General features: G+C 68.5%; 12 protein-coding genes. 1 reads left to right on the forward strand and 11 read right to left on the reverse strand.

Annotated features, from left to right (window positions below):
• Positions 1-9: 9 nt before the first annotated feature.
• The 11 genes from ACGHX3_RS15900 to ACGHX3_RS15950 form a co-directional block, all read right to left on the reverse strand.
• Entirely contained in the window at positions 10-1,683 is a 1,674-nt protein-coding gene (locus ACGHX3_RS15900; protein WP_213604521.1) for a BatD family protein, read from the reverse strand.
• Complete coding sequence (locus ACGHX3_RS15905) at positions 1,680-3,425, reverse strand: VWA domain-containing protein (RefSeq protein ID WP_213604520.1); 1,746 nt, start codon at positions 3,423-3,425, stop codon at positions 1,680-1,682. Before ACGHX3_RS15905 ends, ACGHX3_RS15900 begins: the two co-directional genes overlap by 4 nt.
• Positions 3,422-4,432: a vWA domain-containing protein gene (locus tag ACGHX3_RS15910; RefSeq protein ID WP_394697311.1), complete on the reverse strand. Its 1,011-nt coding sequence runs from the start codon at positions 4,430-4,432 to the stop codon at positions 3,422-3,424. The genes ACGHX3_RS15905 and ACGHX3_RS15910 overlap by 4 nt, the downstream gene beginning before the upstream one ends.
• 8 nt (positions 4,433-4,440) lie before the next feature.
• Positions 4,441-4,893, reverse strand: coding sequence for a DUF4381 domain-containing protein (locus ACGHX3_RS15915; protein WP_213604518.1), 453 nt, complete (start codon positions 4,891-4,893; stop codon positions 4,441-4,443).
• Position 4,894: 1 nt separating this feature from the next.
• Positions 4,895-5,791: a DUF58 domain-containing protein gene (locus tag ACGHX3_RS15920; RefSeq protein ID WP_213604517.1), complete on the reverse strand. Its 897-nt coding sequence runs from the start codon at positions 5,789-5,791 to the stop codon at positions 4,895-4,897.
• A gap of 19 nt (positions 5,792-5,810) precedes the next feature.
• Positions 5,811-6,800, reverse strand: coding sequence for a MoxR family ATPase (locus ACGHX3_RS15925; protein ID WP_213604516.1), 990 nt, complete (start codon positions 6,798-6,800; stop codon positions 5,811-5,813).
• 168 nt (positions 6,801-6,968) lie between these two features.
• On the reverse strand, positions 6,969-8,888 hold the full coding sequence (locus tag ACGHX3_RS15930) for a type IV pilus secretin PilQ (RefSeq protein WP_213604515.1): 1,920 nt from the start codon (positions 8,886-8,888) through the stop codon (positions 6,969-6,971).
• 14 nt (positions 8,889-8,902) lie between these two features.
• Complete coding sequence (locus ACGHX3_RS15935; RefSeq protein WP_162336769.1) at positions 8,903-9,427, reverse strand: pilus assembly protein PilP; 525 nt, start codon at positions 9,425-9,427, stop codon at positions 8,903-8,905.
• Entirely contained in the window at positions 9,427-10,116 is a 690-nt protein-coding gene (locus tag ACGHX3_RS15940; RefSeq protein WP_162336768.1) for a type 4a pilus biogenesis protein PilO, read from the reverse strand. The genes ACGHX3_RS15935 and ACGHX3_RS15940 overlap by 1 nt, the downstream gene beginning before the upstream one ends.
• Positions 10,113-10,877, reverse strand: a complete 765-nt coding sequence (locus tag ACGHX3_RS15945; protein ID WP_162336767.1) for a PilN domain-containing protein — start codon at positions 10,875-10,877, stop codon at positions 10,113-10,115. Before ACGHX3_RS15945 ends, ACGHX3_RS15940 begins: the two co-directional genes overlap by 4 nt.
• On the reverse strand, positions 10,877-11,935 hold the full coding sequence (locus tag ACGHX3_RS15950) for a pilus assembly protein PilM (RefSeq protein WP_162336766.1): 1,059 nt from the start codon (positions 11,933-11,935) through the stop codon (positions 10,877-10,879). The genes ACGHX3_RS15945 and ACGHX3_RS15950 overlap by 1 nt, the downstream gene beginning before the upstream one ends.
• Positions 11,936-12,151: 216 nt before the next feature.
• On the opposite strand from ACGHX3_RS15950, the gene ACGHX3_RS15955 reads away from it, so the two are divergent.
• A complete protein-coding gene (locus ACGHX3_RS15955) occupies positions 12,152-14,575 on the forward strand; it encodes a penicillin-binding protein 1A (RefSeq protein ID WP_213604514.1) in 2,424 nt (807 codons plus the stop codon).
• The last annotated feature ends 32 nt before the right edge of the window (positions 14,576-14,607 follow it).

Here is a 14,607-nt window from a genome sequence, read left to right on the forward strand (position 1 = left end):
CGTTTTCCCTTATCGCGGGTAGAGCGGCGGCAGCGGTTCGTCCGTCACGCCGGCATCCATGGCGTGCCACTGGGGACCACCCCGGAAGGCCTCGCGCAGGGCGAGGCGGGCCTGCGCGGGATCGCCACCGGCCCAGCGGGCACGGCGCAGCAGGTCCAACGCCGCGCGTTGCGCGGCTGATGCCAGGCGGCGCTGCAGATCATCAAGATCGGTGGCCAGCGGACGCGCCATGCCGCAGAGCACCGTCTCGATGTCGTCGAGATCCCCGGCATCGAGCACGCGCTTCAGATCGGCCGCGGTGTGCGTCGCTGATGCCGTCGTCATGCCGGATTCCGTCGAAGGTGGGCGGGCACGCGACACGCCGGCGCCACCCTGCCGACGCGACAGCCCCCACACCAGCGTGACCAGCCAGAGCAGCGCGAAGCCGGCCGCGAGCCAGGGCCATAGCTGCGCGGGCACCTGCCGCCCACCGGCAAGCGCGATCACGCCATCATCCTTCGCGCCCGGCGACGCCGTTGCGGCGCCCGCAGGCGCCGGCGGGCGCGATGCCTGGCCACGTCCCGCCACGACGGGAATGCTCAGGTCGGGCAAGGTCGCGCGCTTGCCGGTTCCCGCGCGTACATCCCACCAGGCCATCGCGACGCCGGGTACGGCCAGCGTGCCCGCCTGCGACGGCACCAGCGAATAGCGGCGCGTCAGCTTCACCTGCGGCGTGCCGCCCGCGAAGCTCTCGTCGTACTGCGGAGGTTCTGCGAACACCTGCGCACCAGGCACCACCGGTGCCGGCAATTCCGGCAACTGCGCCTGGGTCGCACCGATGACCGTGGTCTCGATGGTGAGGGTGGCGGCTTCGCCGGTACGCATCTGGTCGGGCACCGCGGTGTACCGCAACCGCAGGTCGCGCACCGGCAACCAGGGCTGCGGTGCGTTGGCCGGTTGCGGTCGAACCTGCAACGTGCGCGGCGTGCCGGTGATGTTGACCTCGCGGCTGTTGCCACCCAGCAGATCGTCCATCCAGCCACCCGCGCCGCGACCGCTGAAGCGCGCACCCGGCAACGTCAGCGGACCGCTGCGCTCGGGTACCAGCAGGAAGCGGCGCTCGGCGGTGTTGTAGCGGCGCCCATTGATCTCGCGGCTCGACTGCACGATCTCGCCGACCCGCTGCAGCAGCGCGCCGTCGGGTGGATCCAGGTCGAGCTGGCCGGACACCAGCGGCGTGGCGTAGGACAGGCGCACCGTGACGCCGACCGACTGCTGTACGTAGGGATTCCCGTCGTCGACTTCGGTTTCGACGAACACCAGCCCGTTGGACGCCGCGCTCGCGGTCGGGGTCGCGGCGACCTCCAGCACCAGCGGCACGGTACGCTCGGCACCCACCTGGAGCGCGGGAATCGCCAGTGTGCCCGTGCGCCGCGGACGCAGCGTGAGCGCGAACGTCGTGCGGCTGCTCATGCGCCCGTTCACCAGCTGCACGCTGCGACTGTCGGACTGCCCTTCCACCTCGAAGTCGCGCATCAGCGGCGTCAGGTCAGGAGTGGCGGATACCGCATCGGTTTCGACATTCAACGTCACGGCCTGGCCGAGCGACACCTCGGTCTGCTCGAGCCACGCACGGGTCGCCGCCAGCGACGACAGCGGCCACGCCAACAGCAGACACAGCAGCAGCCACACCCGAGCTTTCATCGTCCTTCCCTCTGTCGCCGTTCCTGTTCGAGGCGGAACTTCGCCTTCAGCAGCGAGCCCGGCTCGTCCGGCACGCGTTTCAACCATGCATCCACCGCCTGACGGCGCTCGCGCTGTTCCGCGGTCTCCGCCTGCACGGCCGGCTGGCCCTGTTTCTCCTGCTCCGCACGCTGTGCGGCAGCCTTCGCCATCGCCTCGCGCATGCGCTCGCGTTGCGCGGCATCGGCGGCCGATTGCGCCGACGCATCCGCCGGTGACGAAGAAGGCGGACGGGAGGGTGCCGTCGCAGGCGGCGTCTTCCCCTGGCCCTGCGAGGATGGCTCACCCTTGGCCTGCGAGGGCGAGGGGTTTTTCTGTTCGCCCGGTTGCGGCTTCGCGTCACCCTGCGAGCCTGCTCCCTGCTTTCCATCGCCCTGCTGTCCGGACGTGCCCTGGCTCTCGTCCGACGACGGCGGTCGCTTGCGGGCGGCATCGACTGCGGCGCGGTTCGCGACCGCATCGGGCATGCCCGGCTGCGCGCGTAATGCGCGGTCGTAGGCGGCGATGGCATCGTCGTAGCGCTGCTGCTTCGCCAGCGCGTTGCCGAGGTTGTACCAGCCTTCGGCCGTATCGACGCCCGTGAAGGCTTTCTCCGCCGCCGCGAAATCGCCCTGCCGGTACTCATCGGCGCCCCGGACGACACGCGCGTGTTCGACCTGGTCGGCACGCTGCCACCAGTCGACACCGGCGGCGGAAGCGGGCGACGCCATCGGCAGCCACAACGCACCGACCAGCACCAGCGCCGCACCCCGGCGGAAGCCGAGCAGGGCGAGCGCCATCAACGGAAACAGCAGCCAGTAACCCTCATCCCGCCACGCCTTGCCGCCACCGGCCGTGGCGGCTTCGCCTGCGCTGTCGACGGGTGTCCGCAACCCCAGTGCCGCAAGATCGCCATCGTCGGGCGTCAACGCGTGGTAGCGACCGCCGCCGGCCGATGCGAGACCACCCAGTGAGGAGGCATCGAGTGCAGCGTGTCCGATCGCACCATCGCTTCCGCGGTACGCCGCGCCGGCCGCGGTACCGAGGCCGAGCGCCGACACGGCATAGCCTCCCGTACGCGCGGATGCCGCCTCCGTCATGGCCGCGGGATCCGCGCGATCCGTGAGCACGAGGATGTCGCCGCTGCGCACCTCCGCCTGCGAGAGCAGCCGCGCCGCCCATGCGATGCCGCGATCCGTCCGTTGCCCGTCCGCCGGCATGATCTCGGGCGCCAGGTCATCGAGGAACAGCCGGATGTTCGCGGTGTCGTCGGTCAAGGGCGTGACGGTGAAGGCGTCCTCGGCGTACGCCACCAGTGCGACCGGGCTGCCCGCACGGGCCTCCAGCACCTGCGCCAGCTTCGCGCGCGCCTGCAGCAGGCGAGAAGGCGGCAGGTCGCTGGTCGTGGTGCGGCTGGAGAGGTCCAGCACGATGACCAGTGGCCGCTTCACCTGCCAGAGCGGCTGTTCGGCCTGTCGCCAGCTGGGGCCGGCCAGCGCGAGCACGGCCAGCGTGCAGGCCGCCAGCGCGGCGATCAGGCCGGTGCGCGCGCCGGCGCCCCCCTGCACCAGCACATGTGGCAGCAGGTGAGCATCGACGTGTCCCCGCCATGCGCTGCGGCGTTGCCGTTGCGCGCGCCAGGCCCAGGCCAGCACGGGCAACGCCAGCAGCGCCCACAGCCAGTGGGGGCGCAGGAAATGCAGGGCGGCCCAGTCGACGCTCATGCCCGCCTCCGTGGCAGCACGAACGCGATCAGCGATATCGCCAGCGCAGCGGCGAGCGGCCACGCATAGCGCTCGATGCGCGGACGCACCGCCTTGCCGGGTTGCTCCACGGGCTCGAGCCGATCGAGTTCGGCATAGATGCCCGCAAGTTCGCGCGTATCGCGTGCGCGGTAGAAGCGACCACCCGTCTGTTCCGCCACCGTGCGCAGCGTCGCTTCGTCGAGGGCGTCGGACGCACTGGCCGGCATCGGCAACGGGATGCCGAACACGCTGACGCCCCCATCGCCGCCGAAGGCGATGGTATGGATGCGCACGCGCTCTTCCTTCGCCAGTTCCGCCGCCTTCTGCGGCGTCAGCACGCCCGCGGAATTGACGCCGTCGGTCAACAGGATCAGTACGCGCTGGCCATCCTGCTGCGTGCGGAGGCGCCGCACCGCAAGCGCGATGGCGTCGCCGATGGCGGTCTCGCGTCCCGCGAGGCCGGCGACGGCGTCTCGCAACTGTTCGCGCACCGTGTGCAGGTCGCGCGTCAGCGGGGTCATCGCGTAGGCGCGCTGCCCGAATACCAGCAGGCCGACGCGGTCGCCATCGCGGCGATCGAGGAAATCCGCCAGCACCGCTTTCGCCGCGGTCAGGCGATCGACCACGGCACCGCCCAGCTCCATGTCGGGTTCGGTCATGCTGCCCGACAGATCCACGGCCAGCATCAGGTCGCGTCCACTCACCGGCGGCGTCACCGCATCGCCGAACTGCTGCGGGCGTGCCGCCGCAGCGCACAGCAGGAACCACGCCAGCCAGGCGAGCGCGGCGGCATGGCGTGGCGACGCGCGACCGCCACGTTGCGCGATGGCCTGCATCGCGTGGCCATAGGGGACCTTGAGCGCATCACCATGCGAACGGCGCGCGGGCAGCAGCCAGCGCACCAGCCACGGCAGCGGAAACGCCAGCCACAGCCACGGCCACGCGAAGCCTGCATAGCCGTCCTGCAACCACTGCAGGGTGGGCAGCGACAGGCTCACCGCACGCCCCCCATCAGTTCGAGGAAGCGGGCGCGTGCAACGGCGGTGGCGGCAGCGAGCTCAGCTGGCGGAACATCGCGGCGGTAGCCTCCATCCAGCAGCAGGCGACCGGGACCTTGCGAGAACGCCTGGCCACGCCGGCCATCGAGGAACTGCAGCCAGGCCTCGCCTTCCAGCCGATCCGCTGCGGGATCGACGCGCCGTGCGGCGCGGCGCAGGCGTTCGGACATCGCGGCCACCCGGTCCGCCGCCGAATACGCCTCGCTTGCGGCATCGAACCAATGCTGCCAGCGCCGCCGCCTGCGACGGACGGCAAATCGCCACGCCGCGATCCCGGCCACCGACAGCACGACGATGGCGAACACCACCCACCACCCGGGTGCCGGCGGCCAGAACGAAGGCGACGCGGGTACGTGCACGTCGCGCAACACGAGCGTCGCCACGTACATCTCACGCCACCTGTGGCTGCATGCGTCCCAGCGCGGCCAGCCAGGCGTCGCTGGGCGCATCGGTCGCGAGCGTCCTCACCTGTACGCCGCGCGCCGGAAGCAGATCGAGGGCGCGGTCGAGCGGACGCTGGAATTCGGCACACCACGCCTCGCGCTGTGCATCGCTCGTCAGGTCGAGCTCGACACGCTGGCCACCCGAGACGAACGGCAGGCGCTGCGACGGCGGAGCGGTTTCCAGCGGATCCGTCAGCAGCAGGACGACGACGTCGTGATGGGCGGCGAGCGCCGGCCAGCGCGATTCGGGAATGGCGGCCACGCTGTGGGGCTCGGCCAGGACCAGCAATCGCGAACCGGGCCGCAGCAGGCGCGCGGCGTGATCGAGCGCGAACGCCAGGCCGAGATCGTCCGGTGGCGTGGCCGTATACCAGCGCACCAGCGCATCGAGCACGCGCAATGCGCCGCGCGTACCGGAAGCCGGCGGCACTGGCGCTTCCGCCATGCTGCCGCGGACGATGGCGATGCGATCGCCCTCGCGCACCGCCTGCCACGCGGCCACGGCACCTGCACGCGCCGCCTGCACCGACTTGAAGCGGGTACGCGTGCCGAAGTACAGCAACGGCGACGTATCGGCGACGAGGAGCGTCAGCCGTTCGCGCTCGGCCTGGAACAGCTTGGTATGCGTGCGACCACTGCGCGCCGTCAGCCGCCAGTCGATGTGGCGTACGTCGTCGCCGGCGACGTACTCGCGTGATTCGGCATATTCCATGCCGCGTCCGCGCAGCGGCGAGGCGGACGGACCGGTGACCGAGTGCCGGCCGCGGCGCGCGGGCGGGCGTCGTTGCGCGCTCGCCCGCAATGCGATGAGCTCGGACAGGCTGGGGATGATGCCTTCGTTCATGGAGCGGCGCGATCCCGACTCAGGGCAGCGGAACCGCGTCGAGCAACGCCTTCACCAGACGATCGCCATCCCAGCCCTCCGCCGTCGCCTCGTAGCTGGGCAGCACGCGGTGGCGCAGTACATCGGGCGCGATGGCACGGATGTCGTCGGGCGTCACGTAGTCGCGCCCGGCCAACCAGGCGCGCGCGCGCGCGCAACGCTCCAGCGCGATGGAGCCACGCGGACTGGCGCCCCAGGCGATGCGCCGCGCCAGCGCCGCGTCGTAACGGGAGGCATCGCGCGAGGCGAGCACCAGTTCGATCAGGTAGCGCTCCAGCGCCGGCGCCAGGTGCAGGTCCAGCACCTGCGTGCGCGCTTCGAAGACATCCCCCAGCGGCATCCGGCTCAGAGCGTCCCGAACCGGCTGCATCTGCTCGCGGGCACGATCACGCGCGAGACGCAGGATGTCGGCTTCGGCGGCGGCTTCGGGATAACCGATCTTCACGTGCATCAGGAACCGGTCGAGCTGCGCTTCCGGCAACGGAAAGGTGCCTTCCTGCTCGATCGGATTCTGTGTCGCCATGACCAGGAACAGCGCCGGCAGCGGATACGTATGACGGCCCACCGTCACCTGCCGCTCGCCCATCGCTTCCAGCAGCGCCGACTGCACCTTCGCCGGCGCGCGATTGATCTCGTCGGCCAGCAGCAGCGGATGGAAGATCGGCCCGGCCTGGAACTCGAAGCGTCCGTCCTGCGGGCGCCAGACCTCGGTGCCCGTCAGATCGGCCGGCAGCAGGTCGGGCGTGAACTGCACGCGGGCAAAGTCGGCCTGCAGGCGCGACGCCAATGCGCGTATCGCCGTGGTCTTGGCAAGGCCGGGTGCGCCTTCCACCAGCAGATGCCCGTCCGCCAGCAGGGCGATCAGCAGCCGCTCGACCAGCGCGGCCTGGCCGACGATGGTCTGAGAGAGATCCTCACGCAGGGAAACGAATCGCTCGAACAGGCGCATATCGGCGGCGGGATGGTCCATGGGCTTCCGGGCAGGGCGGGGTGCGCGTGGGACCGCCAGTGTGCCACGCGGGTTCCCGGAACCTCTCGTGAGGAATGGCACGGATTCAGCCGGAATTCCCGCCCTGCCGTCCGCAAATGAAGACGGGCCGCAGTGCGGCCCGTCCTCTCCGTTCCGGCTCGACCAGCCTCAGCGCTTGGCGACCGTCAGCACCTTCGGGGTGATGAAGATCAGCAGTTCGGCCTTCTGCTTGCTGCGACCCTTCTTCTTGAACAGGTTGCCCAGGAAGGGGATGTCGCCCAGGAACGGCACCTTCGCCACGCTGCTGCGATCGGTGAACTCGTACACACCGCCGATCACGACGGTCTGGCCATCCTCCACCAGCACGGCGGTGTTGATCTCGCGCTTGTCGATGGTCGGCACCGTGCCGTAACCCTCGAGCGTGATCAACTCGGCCACTTCGTCCTTCTTGACGTTGAGGTTCAGGAACACCCGGTCGTCGTTGGTGATAGTCGGCATCACCTTCAGCTCGAGCAGGGCTTCCTTGAACTGCACGTTCGGTGTGACAACGCCACCCTGGCCTGCCGTGATCGTGACGTAGCCGATTTCCCTACCCTGGCGGATCACGCCCTCGCGCTGGTTGGCGGTGACGATGCGCGGGTTGGAAATGACCTCGCCACGCCCCTCCTCCTGCATCGCCGACAACTCGAGATCGATGGAGAAATTGCGCCCCAGCAGCGTGTACGCCAGCGCGCCCGCGGGGGAGTTAGTGAAGTTATCTGCAGGCAGATTGACGTTCAGCGCGCCCGGCGTGATGGGGCGGGTGGGGTTGGCGATGTTACCTGCGTTCCCACCCAGCGAGCCGCCGATGCCTTGGCTGCGATCGCCGAAACGACGCCCTTGGATGCCGAACCTTGCACCCAGGTCGCGCGCGAAGGTATCGCTGGCGATGACGATGCGGCCTTCGATCAGCACCTGGTCCACGGGACGGTCGATCATCGAGATCAGCTCGCGCATCTGCGCGACCTTCTTCGGGATGTCGCTGATCATCAGCATGTTGGTACGTTCATCGGCAACGAGGCGGCCACGCGGGGACAGGAACCCGTTCTCGTTCTGGCTGTTGCCGCCGCCACCGCCGCCGCTGCCCTGGTTGCCGATGCCCTTGGCCTCGGTGAGCGCCTTGAAGATCGCGGCGGCGCTGTGATAGTTGATCTGGACGTAGTCGGTGACCATGTCCTCGCGGTTCTCGATCGCGATGCGCGCGTCTTCCTTGTCCTGCTCGAACTTGGCCAGTTCGGGCTGCGGTGCGACCCAGACCACGGCGCCGTCGCGGCGCTTGTCCAGGCCCTTGGCCCGCAGCACGATGTCCAGCGCCTGGTCCCAGGGCACGTTGACCAGGCGCAGGGTGACGTTGCCCTGCACGGTGTCGGACGCGACGATGTTGAGGTTGGATTCTTCGGCGATCAGCTGCAGCACGGTGCGCACCGGCACGTCCTGGAAGTTGAACGTCACCGGACGGCCGCTGTAGCGGCGCGCTTCGGATGCCACCTTCTGCGCGGCGGCCACCACCGCCGATGCGCTGGTGCCGGACGTGGCAGTCGCGCTGCCCATGGCCTTCTTGCCGGCGGCCGGCACGATCTCGACGACGTACTCGTTGCCAGACTGGTAGGCCAGCGACTCGAAATCGCCGCGCGTACTGAGGACCAGCTGCGTGCCGCCGCCCTTGCTCTGGGCGTCGACGCGCTGCACCGGAGTGGCGAAGTCGACCACGTTGAGCGGACGCTGCAGCGAGGCCGGCAATGTGGCGTTGCCGACGTTCACCACGACGCTGTCGCCCTGGTTGCGCAGGTCAGGCGCCGCGCCCTGGCCATCGAACTTGACGATCAGGCGGCCGGAACCGTCCTCGCCCCGACGGAAATCGATGTTCGATACCGCGACGCCCGATGCCGGCTGGGCGACGGCAACGGGGGACGCGGCCTGCGGTGCAGGCGACGCGGCGCCAGCGGCGCTCGCCGCGGCAAGCAGGCCGATGGCCAGCCCCAGAGAGCAGAGCCGGAAGGTCGCCAGGCGCCGGGACGGCCGCGGGCGGTAGGCATTCGTTGCGGTCATCGTGTATCCCCCAATCATTGATCTTCAAGCGAGAGCGACGCCGGCCTTTCCAGCCAGCCGCCCGCGCCATCCGGCACTAGTTCGACAAGTTCGACGCCATCTTCGCGGACCGAGGTGACCCGGCCATCGCTCTGGCCCAGGTAGTTCCCCGGACGTACCCGGTAGGTGACCTTGTCGGGTCCCATCACCAGTGCCACCAGACCTGCCCCCTTTCCGATCGTACCGACCATGTCCAGGCTGTCCAGCGGGTACTGCTCCAGTGTTTCCTTGCGCCGGTTCGGGTCGGGCCGCAACCCACCCGCATCGGCATTGCTCCAGGCGTTGCTGAAGGGATCGCGCAGCGTCTGTGCGGCGTACTCGAAGGTTTCGAACTGCTGCATCACCGGCAACGGTTCGAGCGGCGGCGCGGGGCGCGCACGCACGTCCTCCACCCACTTCTCGAGGTTGGGCGCATCGCCCGGGGTGCTGGTGATTCCACGTGCGCAACCCGATGTCGCGACCACCGCGGCGAGGATCATCCAATGCCAGTTGCTGCGCATCACGGGGCTCCTCCCGATGCGGGGGCATTCTTCTTGCGGGCCGCCTTCGACACCTCGGCCGCGGCGGCTTCCTGCTCGGCCACCTCGGTCTCATCGAGGTAGCGGTAGGTCTTGACCGTACCGGAGAGCTCGAGCGCGCCACGGTTGACGCCGCCCTTGCCCTCCTTCGGCTGCAGCGAGATGTCGTGCATGGTCAGGATGACCACGCGCGGCAGGGACGCGACGCCGCTGACGAAAGCACCGAACTGGTGGTAGTTGCCCACCATGCGCAGCTGGATCGGCTTCTCGGCGTAGAACTCCTTCAGCGTTTCCGGCTGCGGCTGGAACAGCTCGTTGGTCAGGCCGCTGGACAGCGCCGTCTGCGAGATGTCGATGATCAGGTCCGGCATCTCGGTCTTGCTGGGCAGCTGGCGCAGCATCTGTTGCAGGACCTGCTCCATCTGTGCGAGCTGCTGCTTCAGGGGTTCGAGGTTGGCGGCCTTGGCCTGCTCCTTCTCGAAATCCTGGCGCAGACGCACCTCTTCCTGTTCCAGCGATTCCAGCGTCTGGGTCTTCCCCCTGACGAACAGGAAATACGACAGGGCCAGGATGAAGATGGCCAGCACGACGCAGAAACCCACCTTCGCGTTCTGGGGCCATGCGCCGATGTTGTTGATGTCGAGGTTCTTGAGCGACGTCTTCTGGCTCATGATTTGCTCCCGGCGGCCGGGGTGGAAGTCTCCACGGGCGCGGCCGGCTCCGAAGACGCCGGGGCCGCAGGTGCGGGGGCGGCGGGCTGGCCTTCCAGCGGCGCGGACGCCGGTGCGGGTGCCGGAGCCGTGCCGTCGGCGGGCGTGGTGCCGTCGGCCGCGGCGGCCGTCTCGGCTTCCTGCTCGGCCGTCGGATTGGCCAGCCGCACCTGCAGCGTGAAGACGTAGGGCAGCGCGCTGCCGGCACCGGTGTTGGTCAGCGTTTTGACCTCTTCCGGCTTGGCTTCGATGATCGACAGCTCAGGCTTGGTCATCCAGCCGGAGGTTTCGAGGTTGCGCATGTACGCACTGACCCGGGCGTTGGACTGCGCACGCCCCTGCAGCGTCAGCACTTCGCCTTCCTGCTTGATGTTGGCGAGCATCACGCCATCGGGGATGGTACGGACCAGCGAATCGAACAGGTGGACCATCTGCGAACGGTTGGCCTGCAGCTTCTCGATGACGTCCTTGCGGGCGAGCAGGCGGCGCTTCTGTTCGTCGAGTTTCTCGATTTCCTTGTTCTGCGCCTGGACCTTGGCGATCTCGTCCTTCAGGAAATCGTTGCGCTCGGTCTGGCCGGCGACCTGGCGGTCGTAGTGGAACCAGAGCAGGAAGGACAGCAGCAGGCCGGCGATCGCGGCGGCGCCCAGCATGACGTAGAACTCGCGCTGGCGCTGCGCACGGCGTTCGGCACGCCATGGGAGTAGGTTGATTCTTGCCATCAGTCGAAGCTCCTCAAAGCCAGGCCGGTGGCGATCATCAGCGCGGGAGCGTCCTGGGCCAGCGCGTGCGCCTGCACGCGGGGTCCGAGGGTCATCTGCGCCAGGGGATTGGCGACCACAGTCGGCACGCCGAGCTGTTCTTCCACCATCTCTGGCAGGCCGGGCAACGCGGCGCAGCCACCGGCGAGCACGATCTGGTCGACGCGGTTGAACTCGCTGCCGGCGTAGAAGAACTGCAGCAGGCGGCTGATCTGCTGGACCGTGGCTTCCTTGAACGGCTCCAGTACTTCGATCTCGTAGCTTTCCGGCAGGCCGCCCTGGCGCTTGGCCAGTCCGGCTTCCTCATAGGTCAGGCCGTAGCGCCGCATCACCTCGTCGGTGAGCTGCTTGCCGCCGAAGACCTGTTCGCGGCTGTACAGGCTGCGGCCCCGGCGCAGGACGTTGAGCGTGGTCATGGTGGCGCCGATGTCGACCAGGGCCACCACGCCGTCCTGCGGGATCGGCAGGTCGGTGGCCATCAGGGCGAAGGCGTTCTCCACCGCGAAGGCTTCCACGTCCATGACCTTGGCGGTCAGCCCGCCGAGTTCAAGCGCGGACTGGCGCAGCTCCACGTTCTCGGAGCGCGAGGCAGCAAGGAGTACCTGCACCATCTCCGGGTTGTTGGGCATGGGGCCCAGCACCTCGAAGTCGATGTTCACTTCCTCGATGGGATACGGGATGTAGTTGACCGCCTCGAGCTCCACCTGGGCTTCCAGGTCGCTCTCGTCCAGGTCCGCAGGCATCGGGATGATCTTGGTGATCACCGCCGAGCCGGCCACGGCGGCAGCGGCATGCTTGGCCTTGCTGCCGGCGCGGTTAACCGCGCGGCGGATGGCCTCGCCGACGGCCTCGACCTCGACGATGTTCTTCTCGACCACGGCATTCGGCGGCAGCGGCTCGACAGCGTAGTGCTCAACCCGGTAACGGTTGCCCACGCGCGACAGCTGCAGCAGTTTCACCGCAGTCGAACTGATGTCGACGCCGATCAGCGGCGACTGGCTTTTTGGGATTAGCCCCACGGTCTTTCCCCTTCCGACGGGCACTGGACGCACAACGTGCGCCGACATTAATAACCAACTTTTTACGCTTGGCAACCGCCGGTGACGTGGCTGTGCGGCTTGTCACGTTTCACGAGGGTTGTTCCCCAAGTCCCTGTTCCCCTTGGAATCGCCTGTGGCGATCCCGGCGGTCATCTATACTCTGCCGTTACGAATTCTGCAATCGGAAAGCACTGGATGTCCCGGTTCCGTCGTCTTCTCCGTTGGACCCTCATCACGTTCCTGATACTTGCCCTGGCCGGCGCCGTCGGCCTGGGGGTGCTGTATTACACGGTCTCGGCCAAGGTTCCGGACGTCCAGTCCCTGCGGAACGTCGAGCTGCAGGAGCCCCTCTACATCTACGCCAGCGATGGCCGCCTGATGGGCCTGTACGGCGAGATCCGCCGCTACCCCGTGCAGATCGACAAGGTCCCGGCCCGGGTCAAGCAGGCCTTCGTGGCGGCCGAGGACAGCAAGTTCTACGAGCACAACGGCATCGACCCCACCGGCATCGCCCGTGCCGTCTGGCAGATCGTCAGCCGCAAGGAAGGCCGCGTGGCCGGTGGCAGCACGATCACCCAGCAGGTCGCCCGGCAGTGGTTCCTCAGTTCGGAGTACAGCTACACCAGAAAGCTGGTGGAGATGATGCTGGCGATGCGCATCGAGAACATGCTGACCAAGGACGAGATCCTGGAGCTGTATCTCAACAAGAGCTTCTTCGGCAACCGCTCCTACGGCGTGGCCGCCGCGGCCGAGTACTACTACGGCAAGACCCTGGACCAGCTGACCCTGGCCGAGACCGCCACGCTGGTCAGCGCGCTGAAGTTCCCCTCCAGCGGCAACCCGATCAGCAATCCCGGCCGCAACCAGCAGCGCAGCGCCTACGTCGTGGAGCGCATGCGCGAGGACGGCTACGTCACCGCCGCCGAGGCCGCGCAGGCCAAGGCCGAGCCGATGCATGCCAGGCCGCACGAGCGGCCGATCGAGGTCTATGCCCCCTATGTGGCCGAGATGGTGCGCCAGGAGATGATCGCGCGCTTCGGGCCGGAGGCGCTGACCAAGGGCTACCACGTCACCACCACACTGGATGCCGTGGCGCAGGGCGCGGCCAACGACGCCGTCCGCGACGGCCTGGGGCTGTACGACCACCGCCACGGCTGGAACGGCGTCGAACAGCATGTCGACGTGGCCGCCGATGCGGATGCGAAAACGTTGGCCGCCCACCTGCGGGGGATTCCCGCGCAGAACGGCCTGCTCCCGGTCATCGTGGCACGCGTGGCCGACGATGGCAGCGCGACGGTGGTGATGGCCGATGGCAGGGAGGTCGTCCTTCCCGTCGCCGCCAGCAAGTGGACCGGACGCTCCCCCGCCAAGCTGCTGAAGCGTGGCGATCTGACCCGTATCAAGTCGGGCAAGGAAGAAGGCAGCTACGTGCTCGACCAGATCCCGCGCGCGCAGGCGGCACTGGTCTCGCTCGACGCGAACAACGGTGCCGTGCGTGCACTGGTCGGCGGCTACAGCTTCGCCGGCAACAAATTCAATCGCGCCACGCAGGCACGCCGCCAGCCCGGCTCCAGCTTCAAGCCGTTCCTGTACGCCGCCTCGTTCGAGAAGGGCTTCAACCCCGCGTCCATCGTGCTGGACGCGCCGGTCGTGTTCCGCGACCGCCGCGGCCACATGTGGCGTCCGCAGAACGACGGCGGCGGCTTCCGCGGACCGATGCGCCTGCGCGAAGCGCTGGTGCAGTCGCGCAACCTGGTGTCCGTGCGCCTGCTCGACGGCATCGGCGTGCCGTTCGCACGCACCTACATCAGCCAGTTCGGGTTCGAAGAGGCGGAACTGCCGCCCAACCTGTCCATGTCGCTGGGTACGGCTTCGCTGACGCCGCTGTCGGTCGCACGCGGCTATGCGGTGTTCGCCAACGGCGGCTCGCGCGTGACGCCCTGGTTCATCGACCAGGTGAAGGACCGCGAAGGCAACGTGGTGTTCAAGGAGAATCCCGCCGTCGCCTGCCGTGGCTGCGGCGCGGGCCAGTACGGTGCGAGCACGGCGGCGGCACAGGTCGTGGACGGATTCAACTTCGGCCCTGCGGAAGCCGCCAAACCGGCGACGGCGACGGAACCGAAGGCCAAGACCGAGGAGAAGCCGGCCGATCCGAACGTCGTGACGGCGCCACGCGCCATCGACGAGCGCACCGCCTACCAGATGGTGTCGATGATGCGCGACGTCGTCCAGCGCGGTACCGGCACCGCGGCCAAGGTGCTGGGGCGCGAAGACGTCGGCGGCAAGACCGGCTCGACCAACGATCACCGCGATGCCTGGTTCGGCGGCTTCGGTGGCGGCTACGCCACGGTGGTCTGGGTGGGTCGCGACAACTTCCAGTCGTTGGGCTATCGCGAGTACGGCGGCAAGGCGGCCCTGCCGATCTGGATCGACTACATGCGTGTCGCCCTGAAGGACACGCCGATCGCGGCGAACGATCCGCCCGACGGCATGGTGCAGGCCACGCTCAACGGCGTGACCGAGTGGGTGAAGGTCGAGGACATGGATCGCATCCAGGACTACGACCTGTACGGGCCCGAAGACGCGGTGCCCGACGAGGAAGCGTTCGACATCTTCTGATCCCGCAGGCCCCGTGAAGGCGCCATGACGGT

This window comes from Pseudoxanthomonas japonensis, from assembly GCF_043632995.1.
Classification (GTDB): domain Bacteria; phylum Pseudomonadota; class Gammaproteobacteria; order Xanthomonadales; family Xanthomonadaceae; genus Pseudoxanthomonas_A; species Pseudoxanthomonas_A japonensis.

Coding starts and splice junctions, on each gene's coding strand:
- ACGHX3_RS15915 (WP_213604518.1), bottom strand. CDS start 4,893: ATGTACGTGGCGACGCTCGTGTTGCGCGACGTGCACGTACCCGCGTCG.
- ACGHX3_RS15955 (WP_213604514.1), top strand. CDS start 12,152: ATGTCCCGGTTCCGTCGTCTTCTCCGTTGGACCCTCATCACGTTCCTG.
- ACGHX3_RS15925 (WP_213604516.1), bottom strand. CDS start 6,800: ATGGACCATCCCGCCGCCGATATGCGCCTGTTCGAGCGATTCGTTTCC.
- ACGHX3_RS15940 (WP_162336768.1), bottom strand. CDS start 10,116: ATGAGCCAGAAGACGTCGCTCAAGAACCTCGACATCAACAACATCGGC.
- ACGHX3_RS15900 (WP_213604521.1), bottom strand. CDS start 1,683: ATGAAAGCTCGGGTGTGGCTGCTGCTGTGTCTGCTGTTGGCGTGGCCG.
- ACGHX3_RS15935 (WP_162336769.1), bottom strand. CDS start 9,427: ATGCGCAGCAACTGGCATTGGATGATCCTCGCCGCGGTGGTCGCGACA.
- ACGHX3_RS15905 (WP_213604520.1), bottom strand. CDS start 3,425: ATGAGCGTCGACTGGGCCGCCCTGCATTTCCTGCGCCCCCACTGGCTG.
- ACGHX3_RS15920 (WP_213604517.1), bottom strand. CDS start 5,791: ATGAACGAAGGCATCATCCCCAGCCTGTCCGAGCTCATCGCATTGCGG.
- ACGHX3_RS15945 (WP_162336767.1), bottom strand. CDS start 10,877: ATGGCAAGAATCAACCTACTCCCATGGCGTGCCGAACGCCGTGCGCAG.
- ACGHX3_RS15930 (WP_213604515.1), bottom strand. CDS start 8,888: ATGACCGCAACGAATGCCTACCGCCCGCGGCCGTCCCGGCGCCTGGCG.